At 67.9% G+C, this 24,078-nt stretch carries 24 protein-coding genes; 15 read left to right on the forward strand and 9 right to left on the reverse strand.

Going from position 1 to position 24,078, the window contains the following annotated elements; genetic code table 11:
• Positions 1-103: 103 nt before the first annotated feature.
• Both ACPXB3_RS16500 and ACPXB3_RS16505 read right to left on the reverse strand, forming a co-directional pair.
• Positions 104-1,672 (reverse strand): 4Fe-4S binding protein, encoded by a 1,569-nt coding sequence (locus ACPXB3_RS16500; protein WP_425728512.1) that lies wholly within the window; start codon positions 1,670-1,672, stop codon positions 104-106.
• 65 nt (positions 1,673-1,737) lie between these two features.
• Positions 1,738-2,739, reverse strand: a complete 1,002-nt coding sequence (locus tag ACPXB3_RS16505; RefSeq protein WP_425728514.1) for an AurF N-oxygenase family protein — start codon at positions 2,737-2,739, stop codon at positions 1,738-1,740.
• A gap of 226 nt (positions 2,740-2,965) precedes the next feature.
• On the opposite strand from ACPXB3_RS16505, the gene ACPXB3_RS16510 reads away from it, so the two are divergent.
• On the forward strand, positions 2,966-4,777 hold the full coding sequence (locus tag ACPXB3_RS16510; RefSeq protein ID WP_425706461.1) for a cation:proton antiporter: 1,812 nt from the start codon (positions 2,966-2,968) through the stop codon (positions 4,775-4,777).
• Between the two features lie 26 nt (positions 4,778-4,803).
• Here the strand turns inward: ACPXB3_RS16510 and rpsR are convergent, their stop codons facing one another.
• From rpsR to rpmB, 4 genes are all read right to left on the reverse strand, one after another.
• Positions 4,804-5,073: a 30S ribosomal protein S18 gene (gene rpsR / locus ACPXB3_RS16515; protein WP_425728515.1), complete on the reverse strand. Its 270-nt coding sequence runs from the start codon at positions 5,071-5,073 to the stop codon at positions 4,804-4,806.
• Between the two features lie 92 nt (positions 5,074-5,165).
• Positions 5,166-5,471: a 30S ribosomal protein S14 gene (gene rpsN / locus ACPXB3_RS16520; RefSeq protein WP_425704834.1), complete on the reverse strand. Its 306-nt coding sequence runs from the start codon at positions 5,469-5,471 to the stop codon at positions 5,166-5,168.
• Complete coding sequence (gene rpmG / locus ACPXB3_RS16525; protein WP_425728517.1) at positions 5,471-5,635, reverse strand: 50S ribosomal protein L33; 165 nt, start codon at positions 5,633-5,635, stop codon at positions 5,471-5,473. Before rpmG ends, rpsN begins: the two co-directional genes overlap by 1 nt.
• A complete protein-coding gene (rpmB, locus tag ACPXB3_RS16530) occupies positions 5,635-5,871 on the reverse strand; it encodes a 50S ribosomal protein L28 (protein WP_425704832.1) in 237 nt (78 codons plus the stop codon). The genes rpmG and rpmB overlap by 1 nt, the downstream gene beginning before the upstream one ends.
• Before the next feature lie 113 nt (positions 5,872-5,984).
• Here rpmB and mrf point away from each other — a divergent pair, with 113 nt between their 5' ends.
• The 8 genes from mrf to ACPXB3_RS16570 all read left to right on the forward strand — a co-directional run bounded on the left by mrf (position 5,985) and on the right by ACPXB3_RS16570 (position 14,791).
• Positions 5,985-7,343: a ribosome hibernation factor-recruiting GTPase MRF gene (mrf, locus tag ACPXB3_RS16535; protein ID WP_425728519.1), complete on the forward strand. Its 1,359-nt coding sequence runs from the start codon at positions 5,985-5,987 to the stop codon at positions 7,341-7,343.
• The gene (locus ACPXB3_RS16540) at positions 7,340-7,627 is read left to right on the forward strand and encodes a type B 50S ribosomal protein L31 (RefSeq protein WP_425728521.1); all 288 of its coding nucleotides are present in this window, start codon (positions 7,340-7,342) and stop codon (positions 7,625-7,627) included. Before mrf ends, ACPXB3_RS16540 begins: the two co-directional genes overlap by 4 nt.
• A gap of 110 nt (positions 7,628-7,737) precedes the next feature.
• Positions 7,738-8,280, forward strand: coding sequence for a hypothetical protein (locus ACPXB3_RS16545; protein ID WP_425728523.1), 543 nt, complete (start codon positions 7,738-7,740; stop codon positions 8,278-8,280).
• A complete protein-coding gene (locus ACPXB3_RS16550) occupies positions 8,277-10,001 on the forward strand; it encodes a hypothetical protein (RefSeq protein ID WP_425728525.1) in 1,725 nt (574 codons plus the stop codon). The genes ACPXB3_RS16545 and ACPXB3_RS16550 overlap by 4 nt, the downstream gene beginning before the upstream one ends.
• A gap of 1 nt (position 10,002) precedes the next feature.
• Complete coding sequence (locus ACPXB3_RS16555; protein WP_425704828.1) at positions 10,003-10,443, forward strand: hypothetical protein; 441 nt, start codon at positions 10,003-10,005, stop codon at positions 10,441-10,443.
• On the forward strand, positions 10,440-11,738 hold the full coding sequence (locus tag ACPXB3_RS16560; RefSeq protein ID WP_425728527.1) for an FHA domain-containing protein: 1,299 nt from the start codon (positions 10,440-10,442) through the stop codon (positions 11,736-11,738). Before ACPXB3_RS16555 ends, ACPXB3_RS16560 begins: the two co-directional genes overlap by 4 nt.
• A gap of 52 nt (positions 11,739-11,790) precedes the next feature.
• Positions 11,791-13,962 carry a cation:proton antiporter gene (locus ACPXB3_RS16565; RefSeq protein WP_425728577.1) on the forward strand — a complete coding sequence of 724 codons (2,172 nt, stop codon included), beginning with the start codon at positions 11,791-11,793 and terminating at the stop codon, positions 13,960-13,962.
• Between the two features lies 1 nt (position 13,963).
• The gene (locus ACPXB3_RS16570; protein ID WP_425704826.1) at positions 13,964-14,791 is read left to right on the forward strand and encodes a protein kinase domain-containing protein; all 828 of its coding nucleotides are present in this window, start codon (positions 13,964-13,966) and stop codon (positions 14,789-14,791) included.
• A gap of 24 nt (positions 14,792-14,815) precedes the next feature.
• Here the strand turns inward: ACPXB3_RS16570 and ACPXB3_RS16575 are convergent, their stop codons facing one another.
• Positions 14,816-16,546: a protein kinase domain-containing protein gene (locus ACPXB3_RS16575; protein WP_425728529.1), complete on the reverse strand. Its 1,731-nt coding sequence runs from the start codon at positions 16,544-16,546 to the stop codon at positions 14,816-14,818.
• Between the two features lie 52 nt (positions 16,547-16,598).
• Positions 16,599-16,916 (reverse strand): hypothetical protein, encoded by a 318-nt coding sequence (locus ACPXB3_RS16580; RefSeq protein ID WP_425704824.1) that lies wholly within the window; start codon positions 16,914-16,916, stop codon positions 16,599-16,601.
• 176 nt (positions 16,917-17,092) lie between these two features.
• Here ACPXB3_RS16580 and ACPXB3_RS16585 point away from each other — a divergent pair, with 176 nt between their 5' ends.
• The 5 genes from ACPXB3_RS16585 (at position 17,093) to ACPXB3_RS16605 (ending at position 21,447) form a co-directional block, all read left to right on the forward strand.
• Positions 17,093-17,959, forward strand: a complete 867-nt coding sequence (locus tag ACPXB3_RS16585) for a universal stress protein (RefSeq protein WP_425704823.1) — start codon at positions 17,093-17,095, stop codon at positions 17,957-17,959.
• An 18-nt stretch (positions 17,960-17,977) separates the two neighbouring features.
• On the forward strand, positions 17,978-18,424 hold the full coding sequence (soxR, locus tag ACPXB3_RS16590; RefSeq protein ID WP_425728531.1) for a redox-sensitive transcriptional activator SoxR: 447 nt from the start codon (positions 17,978-17,980) through the stop codon (positions 18,422-18,424).
• A gap of 103 nt (positions 18,425-18,527) precedes the next feature.
• Positions 18,528-19,754: an MFS transporter gene (locus ACPXB3_RS16595; protein WP_425728532.1), complete on the forward strand. Its 1,227-nt coding sequence runs from the start codon at positions 18,528-18,530 to the stop codon at positions 19,752-19,754.
• A gap of 28 nt (positions 19,755-19,782) precedes the next feature.
• Positions 19,783-21,045: an arginine deiminase gene (locus ACPXB3_RS16600; protein ID WP_425728579.1), complete on the forward strand. Its 1,263-nt coding sequence runs from the start codon at positions 19,783-19,785 to the stop codon at positions 21,043-21,045.
• Between the two features lie 6 nt (positions 21,046-21,051).
• Entirely contained in the window at positions 21,052-21,447 is a 396-nt protein-coding gene (locus ACPXB3_RS16605; RefSeq protein ID WP_425728534.1) for a GntR family transcriptional regulator, read from the forward strand.
• Between the two features lie 39 nt (positions 21,448-21,486).
• Here ACPXB3_RS16605 and ACPXB3_RS16610 read toward each other — a convergent pair whose 3' ends face one another.
• A complete protein-coding gene (locus ACPXB3_RS16610) occupies positions 21,487-23,031 on the reverse strand; it encodes a dolichyl-phosphate-mannose--protein mannosyltransferase (protein WP_425728581.1) in 1,545 nt (514 codons plus the stop codon).
• A 110-nt stretch (positions 23,032-23,141) separates the two neighbouring features.
• Here ACPXB3_RS16610 and rsmI point away from each other — a divergent pair, with 110 nt between their 5' ends.
• Entirely contained in the window at positions 23,142-23,987 is an 846-nt protein-coding gene (rsmI, locus tag ACPXB3_RS16615) for a 16S rRNA (cytidine(1402)-2'-O)-methyltransferase (RefSeq protein ID WP_425704819.1), read from the forward strand.
• Positions 23,988-24,078: the final 91 nt, after the last annotated feature.

Genomic DNA, 24,078 nt, shown 5'->3' on the forward strand with positions numbered 1-24,078 from the left:
GATCCACAGCGAATTGTCAAAGGAAGCCGAATCGTGACCGATCCTGCTTTCTGGGGACGGACCTACCAATAAAAGGGGAAAGCTGTCTGTAAATACGGGAGGGTCAGAGTCTTCCGAGAAGCGATGCGATGCGGGAACCGCGGCGCGGCGCGGCCAGCTCGCCGGCCCGTCCGGCCCGGGTTCGCAGATCGTCGACGAGCGTGGCGACCGTCTGCGCGGAGTCGGTCTTGTTGGTGCCGATGAACCCCGACGGCCCGCGCTTGATCCATCCCGTCACATACACGTCCGCCAGCGGCGACCGGGACAGCGGTTCGCCGGCCGTTCCGTCGCCGACGACCCGGCCGTTCTCGTTGGGGATGACGCCCCGGACCGGATCGAACGGCAGGCCGGGCACGGGCCGACCGCGATATCCGATGGACGTCAGGATCAACCCGGCCTCGACGCACTCGGAACCGCCGTCGGAACGGTCGACGACGACACCGCAGGCACGTCCGTCGACCACGCTGATCGTGCGTGGCGTGCGGCCGAATGCGAAGCGGATGTGCGGGACCGTCGGCGTCGGACGCGCGGCGACCTCGCGCAGCACCTCGAGCTTGGCGCGTGTGACCGGGTCGGTCGTCGAGGACGGATCAGGAACCTCGTCGGACTGGTCGACGGTCACGGGGATGCCCCCGTCGACCAGCCCGACGAGCTCGGGCAGGGTGAACGCGGCGTGTTCGGCGCCGCGTCGACCCAGGATGGTGACCCGGCCGATGGCCGAGTTGCGGAGTGTGGCGAGGGCGTGGCCGGCGATCGAGGTGGCGGCCAGCTCGCGTGGGTCGCGCACCAGGATGCGGGCGACATCGAGCGCGACGTTTCCGGTGCCGATCACCACGGCCTCCGGCACCGAGAGATCGACGTCGAGGTCGGCGAAGTCGGGGTGATCGTTGTACCAGCCGACGAAAGAGGTGGCGCTGGTGACGCCCCGTGAGCCGGCGCCGTCGATCTCGAGGCGCCGGTCGGTGGGGGCGCCGCCGGCCCAGATCACCGCGGTGTGGCGCGAGCGCAGATCCTCCAGGCTCAGATCCTGGCCGATCTCGGTGCCCAGGCGGATCTCGAGGCGCGGGTGCCCGGCGATGTCGTCGAACAGCGCCATGACCGACCGGGTCGACTCGTGGTCGGGCGCCACGCCGAAACGGGCCAGACCGAACGGGCGGTCGAGCCGTTCGTACATGACCACCCGCACCTGCGGGTAGCGCAGCAGATCGTCGGCGGCGTACATCGCCGACGGTCCCGAACCGACGATGCCCACCGACACCGGGCCGTCGACGCCGAGGGTATCGGGGTGCCCGATCGGGGCGAGCGGCCGGCGGCGCGCGGGGTCGACCGGAAAGCGCGCCTCGGTGAGTCCGGCCGCGGTATCCGGTGCGTCGGCGGACGTGATGGGGTACATCGACGCGTTGATGTCGATGAACCGCTCCTGACCGTCGGTCAGGCGATGCGACGCGGTGATCGCGCCCACCGGGCACGCAGTGACGCATGCGCCGCAGTCCACGCACGTGGCCGGATCGATGTAGAGCATCTCGGCGATGCCGAAGTCGGGTTCGTCGGGGGTCGGGTGAATACAGTTCACCGGGCACGCGTACACACAGGACGCATCACCACAGCAAGCCTGCGTGACTACATGGGGCATGGGATCAGAGGTCTTCGGCTATCGGGGTAATGGCTATCGGGGGAGCTGACGCGGGGTCGCGGCGATCAGGGCGCCGAGTAGATGGGTTCGCTGCGGAATCGTGAGGACCGACCGGAGATGCCGAGTATCCGCCACAGGCCCCGGGCCGCCGAGTTGTCCAGGCCGCACTGCTCCGCGAGCATCCGCACGTCGCCGAAGACGTTGCGCCGCACGCGTTTGGATTCCGGTGAGCCCCAGAAGATCTGCCGCATCACCGAGTCCGGAATGTCGAATTCGCGACGGAAGGACCGCGGCGGCACCATGATCGCGCCGAGCAGCCCGCGCATGGCGATGGGGAGCGTGAGCGAGAGCAGGAAGCGCCGTGCCGGGCCCTTCTTCGGGACCGTCTCACGCAGGTGGTGGTGCGCAAAGGAGATGTGCCGCGCCTCCTCGGCGACGTGCAGTTGCATGACCGCCGACATCGCGGGATGTAGGTCGTCGGTGGTGCGCAGGAAGTCTTTTTGCAGGTGGTCGATCGGCTCCTCGCCGCCGAGTATGCCGAAAAAGAACACCGTCGGGAAGACCGTCGATATCAGCGGCAGGAACATCGAGACCCGACGGTAGAACACTTTCGCGCCGGGCACGTCCATCCCGATCCGGTTCACCATCTCCTGGAACATCAGGGTGTGGTTGCATTCTTCTTTGGATTCATGGGTGGTATAGCGAAATCGCTTGTCGCCGTTGTGGAGTGCGAAGCTGTACTGCATGAGACCACGGATCAGGATGGATTCGAACTGCAGGCCGACCTTGGCGACGTTGGCCTGACGCCACATGCCGATGGCGATCTGCTTGTCCCGCGGCTGCGACTGATACCAAGGGTGGCGTCCGATCGGATCGACGTCATAGGACAGAATCCACCGCGGATCGTCGGGTATCACCGCCATCTCCGGGGCATCCCAGTCGATGTCGAGGTAGGGATCGAAGTTGCGGTGTACCGACGCCGCCGACAGGTCATCGAGGACTCGTGCGTAATCGTGATCGGTGTCGGACTTGGATTGTTCGGGAACGTACCTGAGAACCTCGGTCATCTCTGGCTCCTGGAATTCGGGCGGCACGGGCGATCGGACATCGTGCCTTCATACGACAACAAGCGTTGACACTGACGGTAGATGTGCGCGCCGTCGTATGTCAACGGTCAATGTCACATTTGTCGGTGTGCCAAATCTCCTCATGTTTGCGACCGATCGCCTCGATCAGACGTGCTGACGAGATGCGGATGCCCTCAAGGACGACTCTCGGGAGATCATGTACGGCATGGAGAAGATCCTGATCGTCATCGGCGCGATTCTGTTGATCGTGGCCGTCACCGAGCTGGCGCCTCGTATCCGCGTCCCCGCGGCCCTGGCCCTGGTCGTGATCGGCGCGGTCATCGGTATCACCCCGTTCGTGCCGGCGATCCACCTCGATCCGGAATGGATTCTGGTCGGCGTCCTCCCGCCGCTGCTCTATGCGGCGGCCGTGCAGATGCCGACCATGGAATTCCGCCGCGACTTCCGCACGATCAGCGCGCTATCGGTGGTGCTCGTCCTGGTCAGCGCTGTCGCCCTGGGGTTCTTCTTCCGGGCGATCATCCCCGGAATCGATCTGGCGACCGGCGTGGCGTTGGGTGCCATCGTCAGCCCGACCGACGCGGTGGCCACCTCGATCGCCAAGAAGCTCGGGGTTCCCTCCCGCGTGACCGCGGTTCTCGAGGGTGAGAGCATGCTCAACGACGCGACTTCGCTGGTATTGCTCCGGGCGGCGGTCGCGGCGACCGCGGCCTCCATCTCGTTCGGCGGGGTCGTTCTGAACTTCGCGTATGCGGTGGTGGTTGCCGTGGTGATCGGCGGCGTCATCGGTGTGCTGAATCTGTGGGTGCGTGCGCGCGTCGCCGACCCGGCGGTCAACACCGCCATCTCCTTCACCGTGCCGTACCTCGCCTACCTGCCCGCCGAGGAACTGGGTGCCTCGGGCCTGGTCGCGGCCGTGACCGCGGGGCTGATCACCGGCGCGGGCGCGGTCCGTTACCTGACGCCGCGCCATCGACTCTCCGACACCCAGAACTGGCGGATGGTCGAGATGCTCGCCGAAGGTGGCGTCTTCTTCCTCATGGGCCTCGAACTGTTCGGCCTGATGCGGGACGTGGCCGACGAACACGACGGGGTGGGGCATGCGGTGTGGCTCGGGCTGGCCGCACTCGGGATGTCGCTGGTGATCCGCTCGATCTACATCGTGCCGGTGGTGTGGCTGATCGATCACCGCAGGCAGCGCGGTCAGGCCATCCGTCCATATCTCGAGAACTACACCGCGAGACCGACCGCCGGTGCGTCGTCGGACGAGCAGTCGCCGATACGTCAGCGGCTGCGGCGCTGGGGTTGGCGATTGCGGTTCCGGCACAAGCGGGATCCGGATCAGGCCTCGCCGAACACCATGTCGCCGGAGACGGCCGGACGCATCAACGCGCGCATCACGCGGACGCTGGCCGACATCAACTACTACGACGAAGCACCGCTGGGCCGCAAGGAGGGCGTCATCATGGTGTGGGCGGGAATGCGTGGCGTCGTCACCGTCGCCGCGGCGCAGACCCTGCCCACCGACATCCACTCGCGGTCCCTGCTGGTGTTGACCGCATTCGTGGTGGCGGCCGCCTCGCTGCTGTTGCAGGGCGGCACGTTGACGGGGCTCATCCGGAGCCTGCACCTGCCCGACACCACCGAGAACAAGCGGGCCGAGCGACTACGGTTGCGCGGGGAGATGGACCAGACGATGCGCACCGCGATGGCGCAATCGGAGTTGGTCCGGCAAATCCCTTGGCTGCGTGCACGTATCGAACAGGCCAGCCACGAGGCCGAGCAGGACGACGGCAGCGACGACGGCAATGAAGGAGATATCACGTCCGGGGCCAGCTACGGCCTGAACTACACCGAACGCGCCCAGCTGCGGGCGGTGCGCCGCGAGATCATCGCGGCCCAACGTAGACACCTCCTCCGGTTACGCCGAGAGGGCAGCTACTCGTCGGAGGCGTTGTCGCGGATGCTCAATCAACTCGACGCCGAGGAGATCAGCCTCGACCCACAGCTCGGCTGATCTCCTCGGATACCCGGCGACGGCGTTCAGCGACGGGACTCGCAGGGCAGCAACGCCATCTCGCGTGCGTTGCGGATCGCGGTGGCGACCTGACGTTGCTGCTGCGGTGTCAGACCGGTGGCTCGGCGTGGCCGGATCTTGCCGCGGTCGGAGATGAACTGCCGTAACGTCTCGACGTCCTTGTAGTCCACCGGTTCTCGGCCGGTCGGCCGTAGGCCCAGTGACATGAGCTTGTTGCGAGGCCGCGGCTGGTTCTCGTCGGGCCGCTTGCCTCGCTTGGAATCGGATGGGGACATGGGATTCTCCTGCTGAGTCGGAGGGCTGGGCGCTGGTAGCGATAGCGATACGTCGCTGTGGCAGCGGTTAGGTCGATCAGTGGGCCGCCCAATCACCAGCTCGACTTGCTGATTCCGGGGAGTTCGCCGCGATGTGCCAACTCGCGGAAGCGGATTCGCGATACACCGGCCTTGCCGAGGTAGCCGCGCGGACGGCCGTCGACGGCGTCGCGGTTGCGGATGCGTACCGGACTGGCGTCGCGGGGGAGGGCCTGCAGGCGCTGCCTGGCCGCAGCTCGATCTTCCGGGGCCGCAGCAGCATCGGAGGCGATCCGCTTGTACTCGGCCCGGCGGTCGGCGTAACGCGCAACCGCCTCCTTGCGTTTCTCGTTCTTGACGATCTTGGACTTCTTGGCCATCAGCGGTCCTCCTTGAATTCGACGTGCCTGCGTGCGATGGGGTCGTATTTGCGCAACACCATGCGGTCGGGATCGTTGCGGCGGTTCTTGCGGGTGACGTGGGTGTAGCCGGTGCCGGCCGTGGACCGCAGTGTGACGATCGGCCGGATCACGTTGCGCGCCATCAGATCTTCTCCCCGCGGGCGCGGATCTCGGCGACGACCGCCTCGATGCCGCGTCGATCGATGGTCTTGATGCCGCGGGCGCTGACCCGGAGGGTGATGTAGCGATCCTCGTCGGCCAGGTAGAAGCGGTGGCGCTGAATATTGGGATTCCATCGGCGGTTCGTCCGCTTGTGTGAATGCGACACGGCCTTGCCGAATCCGGGCGTCGCGCCGGTGACCTGACAACGGGCAGACATGCCCACCTCCTTGGTGACGAAGAGTCACCCTATTGACAATGATTGGCGTTAGAACTCGGCACAGGCTACCGTGGGTGCGAGCAAAATGAAAATCGTTCTCAATTACGGGAGGGGTGGTCGGCATCGAACCGCAGATCTTTGGGGGTGGGGAATCGGCGCCACGCCGCACACCGGTCACGCTGGTGACCGGACTCGAGCCGGCCGCGCTCGGACGCGCGGCCCACGCGATGCTCATGTCGGCAACGGTGCTGGTCCACCACGACCTCCGGGTGGTCGCGTCGGGCCGCGTGATCCGCACCGTCACATCGGTCGCCGCCGACGGCTCGGCCGTCGAGCAGATCACCGAGGTCGTCCTCGAACACGGTTGCGTGTCATGCACATTGCGGGAGGACCTGCTCCCGCTGCTGCGTCGGCTCCATCAGCGGGGTTCGGTGGACCGGATAGTGCTGCAACTGGACCCGCTGGTGGAGCCGGAAGCGCTGAGCTGGGCGATCGACAACGTCATCGTGAGTGACATGCCGGGATTCATCGACGGCCCGGCCGGGCGGGACGTCCAGATCGTCGCGACACTGACATGTGTCTCCGAGTCGGGCTGGCTCGAGGACGCGACCGGAGACCTCACCCTCGCCGAGGCGGGCATGGGGGTTCGCGACGACGACGAGCGAACCCTCGCTCAGCTCGCGGTCGCGCAGGTGGGCTTCGCCGACGCGTTGATCGTGCAGGCCACCGACCCGGCGATGCGCGATGCCTGGCAATCGGCGCGGCTCATGGCCGTTCTGCGCCGCGTGGCCCCACGTGTCCCGATCGCGATGGAGCTGCCGCAACGCCGCATGACCGCGGTCACCGTCATGCAACTGCTGCGCGCCATCCCCGAGGGAGCGCGTCGCGGCCGCATCGACGGGCCCCACGATCCGTTGCTGCGCGGCCAACCCCCACTGGTCGACGAATGTGGGGTCGGGATAGTCGAATTCAACGCCGATCGGCCGTTCCACCCGCGGCGGTTGCACGAGGCACTCGACGTCCTGCTCGACGGAGTGGTGTGTACGCGCGGGCGGCTCTGGCTGGCCACCGGACCCGACGAGGCGTACTGGATCGAGTCGGCAGGTGAGGCGTTGCGGGTGGCGACGGGTGGTCGATGGCTGGCCGCGATGGATGCCGACGAGCTGGCCGGACAAGATCCCGAACGACGCGCGATGGCCGCGTTGCGCTGGCGTCCCCAATACGGTGACCGGCACAGCGCGCTGGTCATCGTCACCCACCGGGCCGATGGCGACGACATCAGCCAGGCGCTGGCCGCGGCGTGTCTCGACGACGCAGAAATGGCCGCGGGCCCCGACGCGTGGCGGGAGTTCGACGATCCGTTCGGTACCGAGCACACCGATCCGTGCGACGAGATGACCCTGACCGACCCCGCAGTCGCCGAATACCGCGACACCCCCCGAACCCAGAGCCCCCGAGAGGAACACCCATGAAACCCGGCATCCATCCCGACTATCACCCCGTGGTCTTCCGCGACGCCTCCACCGGAACGCAATTCTGTACCCGATCGACGATGACGTCGGCGACGACGGTCGAATGGTCCGATGGCAACACCTATCCGCTGGTTGTCGTCGACGTGACCAGCGACTCGCATCCGTTCTGGACCGGGACGAGCAGGCCGGTCGACACCCAGGGGCGCGTCGAACGATTCCGCCGCCGCTACGGTGATCAGGCATATCGGACGACGAGGCGGCCGCAGGCGAAGCCCGCTGAATAGGCCCTCACCAGCGACGACGGGTCGTACTCCGTTCGATTGGTTATCGGGCTCGCCGCAACGGGCACGGGTTAGAGTGACTGCGTCACGCCGTCGACCTCGTTGGAGGAATCATGTCCCCGCGCCCCGAGCGCCGAGCCCGTCATGCGATGCGGATCCTGCTGTTTGCCGCGGCCGTCGCGGTGGCGCTCGTCGGTCTCGGGTCAGGGGTGTCGGGGCTCGCCGGGCAGGTGGCCGCCGATCCGGTGACCGGGTCGACCGCGGTCACCGCCGACCCCGGTGATCCGGGCACCTCTCAACCGCCGGACTCCACCCCGCCGCCGGAGACCTCCACCACCGAGCCGACGACGTCGGAAACCGTGCCCTCACCTCCGCCGACGCAGCCCTCGGCACCACCGTCGACGTCGACGACCACGGTGGTGCCCACGAGCCGCCCGCAGACGACGGTGCAACAGGCTCCGCAGCAGCCGGCACCGACGTCGAGGCCGCGGGTGACGTCGGCGCCGGTGACCGTCACCCAGAACGTCGTCCCGGTCGCCCAGAAGAAGTCGTCGTCGGGGCACACCGCACTCATCGCGGTGTCGGTGATCGCGATCGTCGGTGCCGCAGCAATTCTCGGGTATCTGCTGGTCGGCAGACTGCGGAGCCGGCGATGACTCCCGGCGGACCACCCGCCGCCGGCCCGGGCCCCCGCCCTGGACCGCCCGCTGCCCCCGCATCTCCGACGCGCCATGTCCCGGCGCCGGGGTTCGTGCCGCGACCGGTACCGGGCCGGTTTCCGCCCGGTCCGCCGCATCCCGGTCCCCTCCGGTCCGGGGCGGCCCCATCCGGTCGCGGCGATCTCACCCCGGAGCTGATCGAGACCGACGTGTGGACCGACGCGATGGTCGAGCAGGCCGGGATTCCGGTGGTCGACGTCGCGTTCGTCACCGTGGGTTCGGGTATCGGTTCGTTCGTGACCGTCGACTATCTGCGAATCTGCGGGGTTCGACTCGACCAGATCGCGGTGCTCGGGCCGCAGGATGTGCCATGGCATTCATACGAGTACCTGACGCGGGTGTCGCAGATCCCGCGTCGCGAACGGCTGCGGTCGGATTCGGCGTCGACTCCCGACAACATCTGGGGTTTCCCGTCGTATGCGGTGCGCGAGGCGTGGGCCGACAAGTCGATCGGGCCGCTGTGGACAGTTTTCGCAGAACCGGTCTTCGCCAAATTCTACACACCCAAGGCCGGCCATGCCTTCGACTCGATGGAGAAGGAATGTCATCGGATCGGCTACCAGCAGTGCCTGCGGCAAGGGCAGGTGCGGATGATCCGCCGCCGAGCCGGTGGCGGCTACTACACGATACTCACACCGCCGCAAGGGAGTTCGTCGACCAAGCGCATCGCATTCCGCAGTCAGTGGGTACACGTCGCCATCGGCTATCCGGGCATCAAACTGCTGCCCGATCTGCAGGCATTCCGCGAGACGTATCGGGATGCGAGCAAGGTGGTCAACGCTTATGAGCCGCACGAGCACATCTATCAATCGTTGCAGCGCCGCCCGGGGACGGTGATGATCCGTGGCGCGGGCATCGTCGCCTCACGGGTGTTACAGCGGTTGATCGACGACCGCGACGCCCTCGGCCTGCAGACGCAGATCGTGCACCTGTTCCGCACGTACGTCGACAAGTCGCACGGCCCGCATATCTTCATGCGCCGCAAAGGCAAAGACGGATGGGCATATCAGGGATTCAACTATCCCAAATCGGTGTGGGGCGGGCAGCTCAAGTCGCGTATGCGCAAACTCGAGGGCCACGAGCGGGCCGCGGCGTATAAGCTGATGGGCGGTACCAACACGCCCGTGCGCGACGATTGGCAGGAACAACTCGCGAGGGGCCGCCGTGAGGGCTGGTATCGCGTGGCGGTCGGCAAGGCCGAGGCTCTGGTGCCCGCGCCCGGTGGGCAGGGCGTGGTCGCCACCGTCCGCGTCGATCCGCATGCGCCGATCGCCCAGCAAGCCCGCCCCGATGGCACCTTCGAGCTCTACGCCGACTATGTGATCGACTGCACGGGTCTCGAAGCCGATGTGCGGGAACACCGTCTGCTCGCCGACCTGCTCGACCACACCGGTGCCGGCCTCAACCCGATCGGTCGGATGGATGTGGCGCGCAGCTTCGAGCTCACCGGTACCGGCAGCGGTAACGGCAAGATATATGCGTCCGGCTCGGCCACCCTTGGTGGATATTTCCCGGGTGTCGATACTTTTCTCGGGCTGCAGATCGCCGCGCTCGAAATCGTCGACGACCTGGCAAGGCAAGGTTTCTGCAAAAGGCTGTCGCCGTGGCGCTCGACAAGCCAGTGGTGGCGCTGGGCACGTAGCAAAGGGGTGGACTGAGTTGTTGCCGACCCTGTGGGGACGTATCCAGACCCGAATCCTGGTGCTGGGCATCATCGGTGGCCTGTGGACGCTGATCATCGGCCCGCTGCTCCCGGACGGCGCCGCGCTCGGTGACACCTACGCCGTCGCATTCATCGTGCTCGCGGTGATCGTGGTGCTCGGCGTCGGCTGGGAGTTGCTGTATCACCTGCTGCAGCAATTCCGTTGGGAGAAGGACTGGCCGACGTTGTTCGGTCTGCTCACCGGTGTCAACGAGGGCATCGTCGCGTGGTTCGTCGTACAGTATGCGCCGATCTTTCCGGGCACGCTGGGCCCGCCACCTCCCGGTGCATATGCACTGCAGTTCGTGACGACGTGGTTGCTGGTGTGGATCGTGCTCAACGGGCCGCTTCGAGTGTCCTTCCCGCACTGGAGATTCCAAGGAGGTCGGTTCTTTTGAGCGCGCCCGTTCCCAACCCGAATGTGACGCCTGCGGTGACATTGGTGCCGGGGTCGGGCATCGTCATCCGCAAGCGGGCGTTCTTGTGTGTGCTCGGGGAGAGTTCGCGATCGCTGCTTCCCGGCATTCTCGCGATCGAGGAGTCGGTGGCCACACCCGACCGGATGCCACGCCGGGGTCGGCATGTGGTGCGTGCGGTGGCGCAGTTGGTGGCCACCGCCGACCTCGATGAGGTGCCCGACATCGGCTTCGCCGCGCCCGAGGGCGTCGGGATCGCGATCTACCTCAGCGGGGCGGTATTCGGTGAGGCCGACGGGCGGCGGCTGCGCAGCGACGGGACCGAACCATTCGATCGGGCCATCGGGTGGCCCTATGAGGGTCTCGGGCTCTATCTCGCCGATGCCGTGCCGGCCGAGCCCGGTGAGGAGACCTACGATCTCGTCGAGGGATTCGTCCCGGCCGCCGGTGCGCTGCTGCACACACCGCTGGGTCTGCGCGGTACCGAGGTCCTCGACCTCGAGCCTGATGGGCGGAAGCCCGAAGGCGCGCCGGCGGTATCGATTGCCAAGAAGCCCGCGCCGCAGTCCGATCCGGCACCCCCGATCGACCCGACACCCCCGGAACCGCCGTCACCCGACCCGACACCCCCGGAACCGCCGTCACCGCAACCGCCGTCACCGCAACCACAGTCACTTGCGCCGGGTGGTGCCTTTCAGGTCGACTCGCTGCAGGATGCGGTCCCCGAACGCCGTGAACCGCTGCCCGTGCAGGAGAGGCAGAAGCCGGCGACCGAGGTCGTCAAGGTGGTCGAATCGCGTGCTCAGGTCCACGGGATTCGCTGTAGCCGTGGCCATCTCAATCATCCACGCTCGTGGCTCTGTGGTGTGTGCGGTATCCGGATGGACCAGTTGACCGGCATTCTCGTCGAAGGCGAACGCCCGCCGCTGGGGTGGCTGCTCCTCGACAACGGATCGACGCATCTGCTCGACGAGGACCTCGTTCTCGGCCGTGAGCCCGAGAGCCCCGGCCGAGCCGGCCGCGGAACACCGAAACCGATTCGCGTACAGGACGAGTCGGGTCAACTCTCCCGACGGCACATCGAGCTGCGGCTGGTCGAATGGGATGTACACCTCATCGACCTGGGTTCGGCGAACGGTACTTACGTCAGCGACCAGTCGAGCCAGAGCCGCGAGTTCCGGCTGACGCCGCGTCAGCCGCACGTACTGGCGCCGGGCTCGCATGTCCGGATCGGCGGACGGCACTTCATCTTCGAGTCACCACACGCCCGGACGTGACACCGGTGACGAGTATGGCGCGGGTGACGAAGAGGGCGTGGGGGTCGGTCTGATGGACAAACATCTGGTGGCGTTTCTGCTGTTGGACGTCGCGGTGGTGATCGTGGCGGCGCGTATCGGCGGACGCATCGCGCAGGCGTGCCGGCAGCCGGCGGTGGTCGGGGAGATCGCGGCGGGCATCGCCCTGGGCCCCAGCCTGCTCGGCCTGCTCCCGGGCAATCCGACCGAGGTGCTGTTTCCCACCGAGGTCCGACCGCTGCTGGAAGCCCTCGCCCAGATCGGGCTCGTCCTGTTCATGTTCATCGTCGGCCTCGAACTCGACATGCGGTTGATCGCCGGCCGGGAGCGCTCCGCGGCAACCATCTCGGTGTGCTCGATCGTGCTGCCGTTCGCACTCGGTGCCGGGCTCGCCGTGGCGCTCTACCCATCCCACGAGGTGGTCGGTGGGCAACGGATCGGCCTGCTGGGTATGACCCTGTTCCTCGGTATCGCCATGTCGATCACCGCCTTTCCGGTGCTCGCCCGCATCCTCACCGATCGCGGGATGCAACGCACGCCGCCCGGCGTGTTCAGCCTGGCCGCGGCCGCTGTCGACGACATCATCGCCTGGACCGCATTGGCTTTCGTGATCGCCGTGATCCAGGGTGGCAGTCCGCTCGCGGTCGCGCGGATCATCGGGCTGACCGCGGTCTACGTCGCGGTGATGTTTCTCGTGGTGCGCCCGCTGCTTCGTAAGCTGCTGGCCTGGCGCGAGCGTGCCGGTCGCATGACTCCCGACGTGCTCGCCGTGGTCCTGATCGGGCTGTTGCTGTCGGCTGCGGCCACCGATGTCATCGGCATTCACCAGATCTTCGGTGCCTTCGTGTTCGGCGCGATCATGCCCAAGGCCGGCGGCGAGACCCTCACCCGGGAGATCCTCGAACGCCTCGAGCAGGTCAGTGTGCTGCTGTTGCTGCCGATGTTCTTCGTGATCACCGGCCTCGCCGTGAACCTCGCCGGAATCGGGTCGAACGGCTGGTGGCAGTTACCTGCGATCCTCGTGGTCGCGATCGTCGGCAAGTTCGCCGGCGCCTTCGCCGGTGCCCGGCTCTCGAAGATCCCGTCGCGGCAGGCGTCGGCGATCGGGGTGCTGATGAACACGCGCGGTCTCACCGAGCTGGTGATCCTCACCGCCGGTAAGGAACTCGGCGTCCTGTCCGACGAACTGTTCGCGATGATGGTGGTGATGGCGTTGGTCACCACCATCCTCACCGAACCGCTGCTTCGGCTGGTCTACCCGGACTCGGTGGTGGCGCGCGACATCGCCGCCGCCGAGCGTCGTGCATTGGCCGTCGGTACGGCAGCGCGCACGATGATCGTGGTCGCCGACCTCGATGCGGACGTGGAGGAACTACTCGGCCGGCACCGACGTGCCTTCGCCGCCGGCGCCGGGACCGACGTGGTCATCGCGGGCGTGCTGCCGAGTGCGCCGCGTTCGGAACGACTGGAACTCGGCGTGCCGCTGGTGCCGGACCTGTCGGCGATGGCGTCGGCGGTCGAGAAGCTCACCGACCTGGGTAGTCGGCTTGCCGGCGTCGGGTCGGTCTCGGTGTTGTGCCGCTTCGGAATCGACCCGCCCGCCGACCTCGAACAGATGGCCGCCAACGCGGCCGTCGACGTCGTCGTCATCGACACACGGTGCCGGGAGATGGCCGCAGCGATCACCAGCGCGCCGGTCCTCGTCGTCGACGAAGCGCCCGCTCCCGGCGTCGTGCCCGGCGTCGTGCCCGGCGCCGCGCCGCTGGTATGCGCCTGTACCGACAGCAGATCGGGCCGTACCGCGGTGTTCCTGTCGGCCGCTCTGGCGCAGCCGAGCGGTGCCGCGCTGACGGTGGTCACTGCCTCGTCACGCCGTCGGCTGGCCGCGGATCTCGCTCCGTTGGCCGAACTCGGTGTGCAGGTTACGGTTTCGACGCACTCCGACCTTCTGACGAATCCGGGGACACTGCTCCTCGTGCCCGCCGGGGCACAGTCCGTGACCGCACCGGCCGCCTACACGGTCATCGACCACACCGGCACGAGCGAGCAATCGTTGTCCGAGCGGATCGGCATCCGCTTCGCGGCTGATCGCGCGCAGATCGCCGCGGCACCGACCACGCCCACCGCACCTACCCCGGTGGGGTCCACATCGACGGCGCCCGCATCTTTCGCGTCGACACCCACTGCGTCTCCGGAGAGGCACTGACATGGCCACACTCGACGTTCCACAAGAGCTGGCGGACTTCACCGTCCTGCACCGACTGGGCGAGGGCGGCAACGGCACCTTCTACCTCGCGGTGCCGCCGCAGCGCCTCGGCCTCGACACCGACCGGGTCGTGCTGAAGGTGTTCAGCGGGGTATGCAGCGACGACGCCTACCGTCGTGGCGTGCGGGAACTGCGTGCCTTCGCCGCGGTGCGCTCGCCCTATCTGGCGTCCCTGTACGACGCAGTTCTGCAGGGACAGTTCATGTATGCGATGGAGTACTTTCCGCTCGGTTCGTTGCAGACGCCCACCGGATCGCTCTCGCGGGCGGCGGCGCTGGCCGCGGTCGCCGACGCCGCGCGGGGGGTGGACGCACTACACGAGGCGGGAATCGCGCACGCCAACATCACGCCGTCGAGTGTCATGCTCGCCGGTGGTGACAAGCCGAATGTGCACGGCGGCAAGATCTCCGACCTGGGGCTGGCCCGCGTGCTGGCCGCTGATGAACCGATCACGAGCTTCGCCCAGCCCGGCGCCGTCGCCTATATGGACCCGGCGTTGCTCGCCGGCGATGTGCCGTCGCGGGCCACCGACATCTGGTCGCTCGGTGCGGTGCTGCATCGGGCGCTGACCGGTCAGGGCGTGTACGGGGCGGTGCCCGACACGCAGCCGCTGCTGGCCATCCGTGCGGCGCTGTCGAACCCGCCTGCGTTGTCGGAGAATCTCAGTCGCGACGAACGTGCTCTGATCGCCAATTGCCTTGCGCTCTCCGGCGAACGTCCGGCCACGGCGGGTCAGGTCGCCGAGCGCATCGATCGGCTCGCGCCCTAGCGAGCCGGGGCCGGCCTCGGCAGCTCAGCTACCGAACGGTGCGTTGCGCCACCATTCGTCGAGTACCTGTTGACCGGTGTGGCCTGCCCAGGTGGCGACGACGGTGTACGGCGCGCGGGCGGCGTCGGCGAATGTGGTGACCACCCAACCGTTGGCAACGGCGTCGGCCGAGACCGCCACCGACCCCTCCGACCAGATGCGCGGGGTGCCCGGCTGATTGCCGAGTGCATCGAGTACGACGGCCCTCGACTGCGGTGTCGGGGTGTGCGTCACCGTGTAGTGCACCCCTGACTGGGCCGAACAGGTGATCGCGTCGAGTCCGTTGTCGGCGGACGTGGTGCAGTCCGCATCCCCCCAGCCCTGCGCCCCGGGGCCGGCAGGCAGGAGGGCGGAGAACTGTTGCGCGATGGGTTCGGTTGCCGCGGGCCAGGTTCCGGTGTTCGGGCGATTCAGGTAGGCGAGCACGCCGGCGATCACACCGACCAGCGCGAGCACGGTTGCGAGCGAGACCAGGATCGTCGTCTTGCGGTGATCACTCGCGCGTGGGCGGGCGACGGGTGCGGGCGCGCGGTTGCCCACGAGTTGGGTGGCGGTGTCCGGGTTGCCGGCGGGGGCGAACACCCGACCCCCGGTGCCGGGGGCCGCGAAGCGTGGATCGGAGAAGCGGGGATCGGAAACAACCGAGGTCGGCGTGTGCCGGGGTCCGCTCGGTGCTGTGTTATGCGCTGCCACACCGGGATTCGACGAGTTTCCGGAGGTGATGAGGGCGGTGCGCATGCCCGCCGACAGCGGTGACGCCGGGGGCGGGTTCAGGCCGATCGCCACCGCGGCGGCATAACAGAACTCTGCGCATGTGCGGTACCGCTGATCGGGCTCCTTGGCGAGGGCGATCGCGAGCACGGAGTCGAGGTCGGCAGGCAATGACCGCACACGTTCGCGCACCGACGGCGGAGCGTCGTGCAGGTGTGCGCTCATCGCGGCCAGGCGATTGTCACGTGGGAAAGGTGGTGCCCCGGTGAGTAATTCGACAAAGGTGCACGCCAGTGCATAGATGTCGGCACGGCCGTCGAGCTCGTAGCCGTGGAGTTGTTCGGGCGAGGCGTAGGGCACCGACGCCACCGTCAGACCGGTGTCGGTGAGGTGCATGGCGTCGTCGACGGCGCGCGCGATGCCGAAGTCGGTCAGCATGATGGCACCGGTGGTGCCGTCGTCGTCGGATTCGATCAGGATGTTGGCCGGTTTGACATCGCGGTGCACCATGCCGCGCCGATGCGCGTGGTCGAGACCGGTACCGATCTCGCTGATGATGTGGACCGCGAAGGCCGGGTCGACGCCGGCCGGCCGGCCGCGGATCAGTGCCGAGGCGTCGTAGCCGCGAACATAACGCATCGCGATCCACAGCTGGCCGTCGTCGACGCCCCGGTCGTACACCGACACGATGTTGCGGTGCTCGAGGCTGCCGGCGAGGTCGGCCTCGCGTTCGAAGCGCGCCCGGAAACTGGGATCGCTGGAGAACGACGGATTGAGGAGCTTCAAGACGTCGAGGCGCGGCAGGCGTGGATGTGCGGCGACGTAGACGGTGCCCATGCCGCCGTGTCCGAGCACATGATCGATGCGGTAGCCGGCGAACACGGTTTCGGGGCGGAGCTGGCCGAGGTTCGGTGGCGCCTGCGGATGGGTGGTGGCGGGGCCGGAAGGGGTGTCCGCGTCATCGCCCTGCGTCACGTTTTCGCTCCCGTTGCGCTCCTGAGCCATTGCGGTACGAGTGTAGCCGGTGAACATCGCCCGTCGCGGGGGCGTGCACTGTTCAACCGACCAGTGCCGGGCCCGTGCTGAACAGGAAGACGACGAACAGTGCCAGCAGGAACCAGGCCGCGCCTTGCCACACCTGCCAGCGTCCCCCGGCGCGCCACACGGTGAAGGTCCGCCACAGCGCCCCGAGCCCGCCGACCCCGACGACCAGGGGAGCGGCGATCACCAGCACCGTGCGCAGTCCATCGGCGGAGAGCAGGGCTACGACGAGGGTGGCGATTCCGAGAGCGATGACCACCGCCCCGTAGGTCACCGCCTGACGTATCGGTGGCGGTTCGCCGGGCTCAGGCGGTGGATGCTCGTCGGGGCTCATCAGTGGTGCCGATCAGATCCTCGGTGGTGTACGACACGGTTGTTCCCGACTCTACACATCACACCGAAACCGGGGATGTTCAGGACTTTCTTCTCATTACCCACCAGTCAAGCTCGTGGCAGGATGAGAGGTGAAAGGTTGTCCACGGATGTTCGCGACAAGGAGATGACACAAAAATGAGCGCAATTCTCGTCGGCGTCGACGGGTCGGAGGCGTCGGCCACTGCAGTCAAGTGGGCCGCGGCCGCGGCGAATCTCGAGGGGCATGAACTCAAACTGGTCGGTGTCTATGACGCGAGCACGAGCGACTACGCGCCCGGCCTGATCATCCCGCAGGACGTCATCGACGCGATCCGCCAGGACGCCACCGATGCCGTGCATGCGGCCGCCACGCTCGCGGAGCAGACCGCGCCCGGCGTGCCGGTCCACGCCTCGATCGTCGACGGCGACGCCGCGCGCGTACTGCTCGAACTCGGCAAGGACGAGGCCGCGATCGTGCTCGGTACCCGCGGCCTGGGCAGCATCAAGGGACTGTTCCTCGGCTCGGTGAGCGTCACGGTGGCCGCCCACTCGCACGGCCGCGTCGTCGTGGTGTGCGGGCCGTCGGAACCCACCGCGCCGGTCGTGGTCGGCATCGATGATTCGCCGGTCAGCGACAGTGCCATCAAAGAGGCGTTCCGGCAGGCGTCGCTGCGCAACACCCGGCTCATCGCCGTGCACACGTGGACCCCGCTCGACGCCGATGCACTGCACGGCTACGGCATCGAGCCCGGCGAAGTGGACCGGATGTCGGAGGACGCCGTGGCCGCGGTCGCCGAGCGGCTGGCCGGGTTCCGCCAGGAGTACCCCGATGTGGAGGTGGTGCGCGAGGTGCTGCCCGAGGAGCCGGCGAAGGCCGTATTGGCTGCCGCGGAGAAATATGATGCCGGACTCGTCGTCGTCGGCAGCCGTGGCCGCGGCGGATTCCGGGGGCTGCTGCTGGGCTCGACCAGCCAGAAGATCCTGCATCAGGCGCACCTGCCGGTCATGGTCGTCCGCAGCTGATCTCCAGAGCCGGTTCGTATGGGACTCAAGAAGATCGAGCTCTCGGTCGGGGAGCTCGCCCTGCGGGCCGGGATCGCCCCGTCTGCGGTGCGGTACTACGAGGAACAGGGTCTGATCTTCGCCCGCCGCACCGCAGGCAACCAGCGTCGCTATCACCGCGCGATGCTGCGCCGGGTCGCCTTCATCAGGGCCTCGCAGACGGCGGGAATCCCGCTCGCGGTGATCGCCGAGGTGCTCGCCGAACTCGGCGACACCGAATCGCCGTCGACGGCGATGTGGGAGGCGGCGTCCACCCGGTGGATCGACGACCTCGATCACCGCATCGCGTTGCTGGTGAAGATGCGCGACATGATCGGCTCGTGTGTGGGTTGTGGCTGTCTGTCGCTGAGCGCCTGCCATCTGCTCAACCCCGGCGACGAACTCAACCGGCAGGGCCCCGGACCGCGCCGGCTGCTCGAGGACTAGCACGTCGCCGTCGGATCGGCCGCGCCACCGGCCATGGCCGGGCCGGAAAACTGCGCCACTAGGCTGAGCCCATGGCCGATCTGCCGAACCTCGTCACCCACCGATGAGGCAGATCCCCAGCGGATTATGGGTGCTGCTGAGTGCGAATGTGGTGATCGCGCTCGGGTTCGGCCTGATCGCCCCCGCCCTGCCGAGCTTCGCGCGGAGCTTCGACGTCGGATACACCGCGGTGTCGGCGGTCGTGTCGGCGTTCGCGGTGATGCGGTTGCTGTTCGCACCGGCCACCGGCCGCCTCGTCACGGTCCTCGGGGAGCGCCGGATCTACCTCGGCGGCCTGCTGATCGTCGCCGCGAGCACACTTGCGTGCGCCTTCGCCCAGAGCTATGTGCAGTTGCTCATCTTCCGGGGGCTCGGCGGCATCGGGTCGACGATGTTCACCGTCTCCGCGATGGCGTTGCTGATCAGACTGTCGCCCAACGAGATCCGTGGGCGCGTCGCCGGGGCGTTCTCGGCCGGCTTCCTGCTGGGCAACATCACCGGGCCGCTGGTGGGTGCCGCGCTGCTGGGGTTCGGGCTGCGGATGCCGTTCGTGGTGTACGCCGTCGCGCTGCTGATCGCGTCGCTGGTGGTGGCGACCCAACTACGCGGGTACGGTGCCCCACCGGCCACCGAGGCCGGTGCCGGCCATGGCGTGATGTCGTTGCGGACGGCGCTGCGCGACAACACTTACCGTGCCATCCTCGCGTCCAACTTCACCCAGGGCTGGGCGTCGACAGGGGTGCGGGTGGCTGTCGTGCCGTTGTTCATCACCGACGGGCTCGGCCAGCGCCCGGCGATGGCCGGGATAGTGCTCGCGGTGTATGCGGTCGGCAACGTCATCGCGATCCTGATCGCCGGCCGTTTCTCCGACAGATACGGCAGGCGCCCGGTCATGCTGCCGGGCCTGGTGATCATGGCGGTGGCCACCGCGCTGCTCGGGTTCTCGCCGAATGTGGCCGTGGCGCTGGCATTGTCGGTGGTTGCCGGGGTCGGCTCCGGATTGTTTGCGCCGACCCACCAGGCCGCGCTCGCCGACGTGCTTGGTACCCGGCAGCAGGGCGGGTCGGCACTGGCCGCCTACGGGATGTCGTCGGACCTCGGAGCCATCGGCGGTCCGGTGATCGTCGGATATGTGGCCGACGCCGTCGGGTTCGGCCCGGCGTTTGTGCTCACCGCGGCGGTCGCCGCCGTCGCCGTCGTGCTGTGGCTGTTCGCGCGGGAGACCGCACCGGACGTGGTCGGTGCACCGGCCAAGCTCTCCGATCCGGAATCGCCGGCGCCACCGGACTAACGTTGACCCCATGGCGACAGCTGACCCCATGGCGACCGGACCGGCACACCCGGCGCCCGCAGCCCGCACCGGAACCGAATCACCGGCCCTGGGGTGCACCACCGAGGTGGGGCGGCTGCGCACGGTGATGCTGCACCGTCCGGGACCGGAACTGGCACGCCTGTCCGCGGCGAACAGCGCCGAATACCTCTTCGGCCGGGCGCCCGACCTGGTGCGTGCGCGCGAGCAACACGACGCCTTCGCCGGTGCACTGCGCGAGCGCGGGGTGGAGGTGTTGCTGCTCGGCGATCTGCTGGTGGAGGCGATCGAACACAGTGGGGCCGCCCGCATCCAGGGGATCACCGCGGCGGTGAGCGTGCGGCGCCTCGGGCCGCACCTCGGCGCAGAACTCGGCAAATATCTGCGCACGTTGCCTGCGGCCGATCTGGCGTGCATCCTCACCGCCGGAATCACCTTCGGCGAGCTCCCCGACATCTCGGTGTCGACCTCGTCGTCGCTCGTCCGCCAGATGCATCACGGCGACGATTTCGCGATCGATCCGCTGCCCAACCTGATCTACAGCCGCGACAGCTCGTTCTGGATCCGGTCGCGATTCGCGATTTCCTCACTGGCGCGGCGGGCGCGCGCACGCGAGGCCTCACTCGTCGACCTGATCTACGCCCACCACCCGAGATTCTTGGGCGCCCGACGCGCCTATGAATCCCGGGTGGCGCCGGTCGAGGGCGGTGATGTGTTGCTGCTCGCCCCCGGGGTGGTCGCGGTCGGGGTGGGGGAGCGCACCACCCCGGCCGGCGCCGAGGCGCTCGCCCACAGTCTCTTCGCCGACGACCTCGCCCACACGGTGCTGGCCATCCCGATGCACCGCTCCGGGGTGTTCATGCACCTGGGAACGATGTGCACCATGGTCGACACCGATGCCATGGTCGTCCATCCTGCGATGGCAGATGACATGTCCGCCTTTACTGTTCACGACGACGGAGTAGGTGGGGTGGCGGTGTCGCCGGCCCGGCCGTTCGCCGAGGCTGCCGCGGCGGCGATGGGTCGCGAGCGCATCCGGTTTCTCGACCCCGACATCGCCGTGGGCGTGACCGACAACGGCGAATGGAACGACAGCAGCAACACCCTCGCCATCGCCCCCGGCGTCGTCGTGTCGTATCGGCACAATTCCGACACCAACCGGCGCCTGGGCGATTCGGGGATCGAGGTCATCGAGATCGATGCCAGCGAACTCGACGCCGGGCGGGGCGGCCCGCGCTGTATGGCCTGCCCGCTGGCCCGCGACGAGATCTGAGCACCGATGAGCACCGATCCGAGAACCCCGATCGACCTCGCCGGCCTGCTCTCGATCGACCCCGAGAGCGCGCGGCCACCGTTCGAGCAGATCCGGCTCGGCGTCATCGATCTGATCGGAACCGGACGGCTGCTCGTGGGAGCGCGGATCCCGACGGTGCGGGCCCTGGCCGCCGATCTGCAGCTGGCGCCCAATACGGTCGCCCGCAGCTATCGCGAACTCGAGGCGGCCGGGGTCATCGAGACCCGCGGGCGACATGGATCCTTCATCAAGGCCGGGCCCGATGCGACCCTCGCGGCTGCGCAAAACGCGACCATCGAACACCTGAAACGGCTGCGGGAGTTCGGTTTCGACGACGATGCGATCCTTGGCCTGATGCTCCGGGCATTGGGCCGGAGTTGAATCTCACCTCGTCCGGACACGATCCGCGTCCGCCGGTCCTCAGCCCCAGCTCGGCAGCCAGATCTCCTGGCGCCACATCGTCGGCGAGATGGGCGAGGCGGTCAGGATGGGCCACAGCCAGACGAAGTTGGCGACCACCAGCCCGACGTAGATCGCCACCACGATGACCGCGAGCATCTGCCGTTCGGGTCTGGCGCCCGGGACCGCCCGTCTCGATCCGCGCAGGATGTCGCCGCAACACAGGGCCAGCCCCATTGCCAGGAACGGCGCGAGGGCCGTCGCGTAGAAGAAGTACATCTGGCGGTCGAGTTCGATGAACCAGGGGAGGTAGCCCGCGGCGTAGGCGCTGACCACCGCGGCGTAGCGCCAGTCGCGCCGCACGAACCACGACCACAGGCCCCACAGCAACATCGGCGCCGCCAGCCACCACATGGCGGGTGAACCGATCAGCATCTGCGCACGTACACATTCCCCGCCACCGCACTGATCGGGGCCGTTTTCCATTGCGTACAGCATCGGCCGCAGACTCATCGGCCACGTCCACGGCTTGGACTCCCACGGGTGGTGATTGCCCGCCGAATTGGTCAGATGCTGGTGGAAACTCAGGACCCCGGCCTCGTAGTACCAGAGGGAGCGCCACGCCCCCGGCAGCCACGACCAGGGGCCGTCGGTGCCGATGGTGTTGCCGACCTGATAGCGATATACCGACGTCTCGCTGGAGAACCAGGGGATGAAGGTGGCCAGATAGATGACCACCGGCATGACTGCCAGGCTCATCCCCGACGGCACCACATCCCGGCGCAGGGTGCCCAGCCACGGACGTTGCACGTGGTAGGCGCGCCGCGCGGCGACGTCGAAGCCCACCGAGAGCAGCACGAAGAACACCACGTAGTAGATGCCAGACCACTTTGTGCCGCAGGTCAGCCCGAGCATCACCCCGGCAGTGAAGCGGTACCAACGAAAGCCCAGACGTGGGCCGTACACAGAGTCGTTGATCCGGCCCTCGAGATACACCTTGTGCATGCGGGCCCGCACCTGGTCGCGGTCGGCGATCAGGGCGGTGAAGGTGGCGACGACGAACAGGGCCTGAAAGATGTCGAGCATGCCCAGCCGCGACTGGACGACGAGCACCCCGTCGCAGATGGCGAAGACGCCGGCGATCGCACCGATCAGCGTGGACCGGGTCATCCGCCGGACGGCGAGATAGATCATCACCACGATCGCGATCCCCGACAACGCCGAGATCACCCGCCAGCCGAGTGGCGTGTAGCCGAACATGGACTCGCCGATCGCGAGCATCCACTTGCCGACCGGCGGATGCACCACCAGCCCGTAGGCGGGGTTGTCCTCGATCCAGTTACCGCCGGTCAGCACCTGCCAGCCCTGCGGCACGTAGTGCTTCTCGTCGAAGATGGGGGTGCCGTCATCGGTCGGCGAACTCAGCGACCAGAACCGGGTGATGGTGGCCGCCAGCGTGATGACCAGCCCGACGATCAGTCCCCGGACCCGGTCGGGCGCACCGAAGAGTGGGGCGGGGATCTGCGGACCGGCGGTCGGAGCCGTCGGATGTGCCGACGCGGTGATCTCGGCGCTGTGGTGTCGGTCGCGCAGGGCGACGTCGCCGGCAGTGAGGGTCACGGGACCGATCGTAATGGTCGGGTGCCCGGCGGCGTGGGAGCCGTACGCTTGCGGGCATGACTTCGACGCTGCCGACGGGCGCGCTGGTCCTCGCGGCCACACCGATGGGCCGCTACGACGACGCCTCCCCGCGACTCGTCGAGGCCCTGCGGAGTGCCGACATCGTCGCCGCCGAGGACACCCGTCGCGCCCGCGCACTGGCCGCCGGCCTCGACGTGACCATGACCGGCGAACTCATCAGCTATTACGACCAGGTCGAGGCGGCCCGGACACCGCGCCTCGTCGAGGCCATCACCGGTGGCGCGACGGTGCTGCTCATCACCGACGCGGGGATGCCCTCGGTGAGTGATCCCGGATATCGCATCGTGGTGGCGTGCGCAGATGCTGGATTGCCGGTCACCGCACTGCCCGGGCCGTCGGCGGTGACCACCGCGCTGGCCGTGTCGGGGATGCCGTCGGAACGCTTTTGTTTCGAGGGCTTCGCGCCGCGCAAATCGGGTGCGCGCCGCGACTGGCTGGCGTCGCTGCGGGACGAGCCGCGGACCGCGGTGTTCTTCGAATCGCCCCATCGGCTCGCCGACACCCTGGCCGACGCGGTCGAGGTGCTCGGCCCACAGCGCCGGGTGGCGGTGTGCCGCGAACTGACGAAAACCTACGAGGAGGTGCGCCGCGGGTCGTTGGCCGAACTCGCCGAGTGGGCGTCGAACGGGGTGCGCGGCGAGATCACCGTGGTGCTCTCCGGGGCGCTGCCCGTCGAACCCGAACTCGACGACCTCGTCGCGCGTGCGGCCGCACTCGCCGACGGCGGCATGCGATTGAAGCAAGCCTGCGCCGAGGTCGTCAAGGGCACCATCGCCTCGCGCCGCGAGGTCTACGAGGCGGTGCTCGCCGCGCGCAGGTGAGGGTCCGTGGATCGGCACAGCTGCGGGGCTTCGGAAATATAGCGTGCGGCTATGGCGACGGTCGAGCCGATTATTGTCGTGTTCGTCGCTA

Source organism: Gordonia sp. DT219 (genome assembly GCF_049847065.1).
GTDB lineage: Bacteria > Actinomycetota > Actinomycetes > Mycobacteriales > Mycobacteriaceae > Gordonia.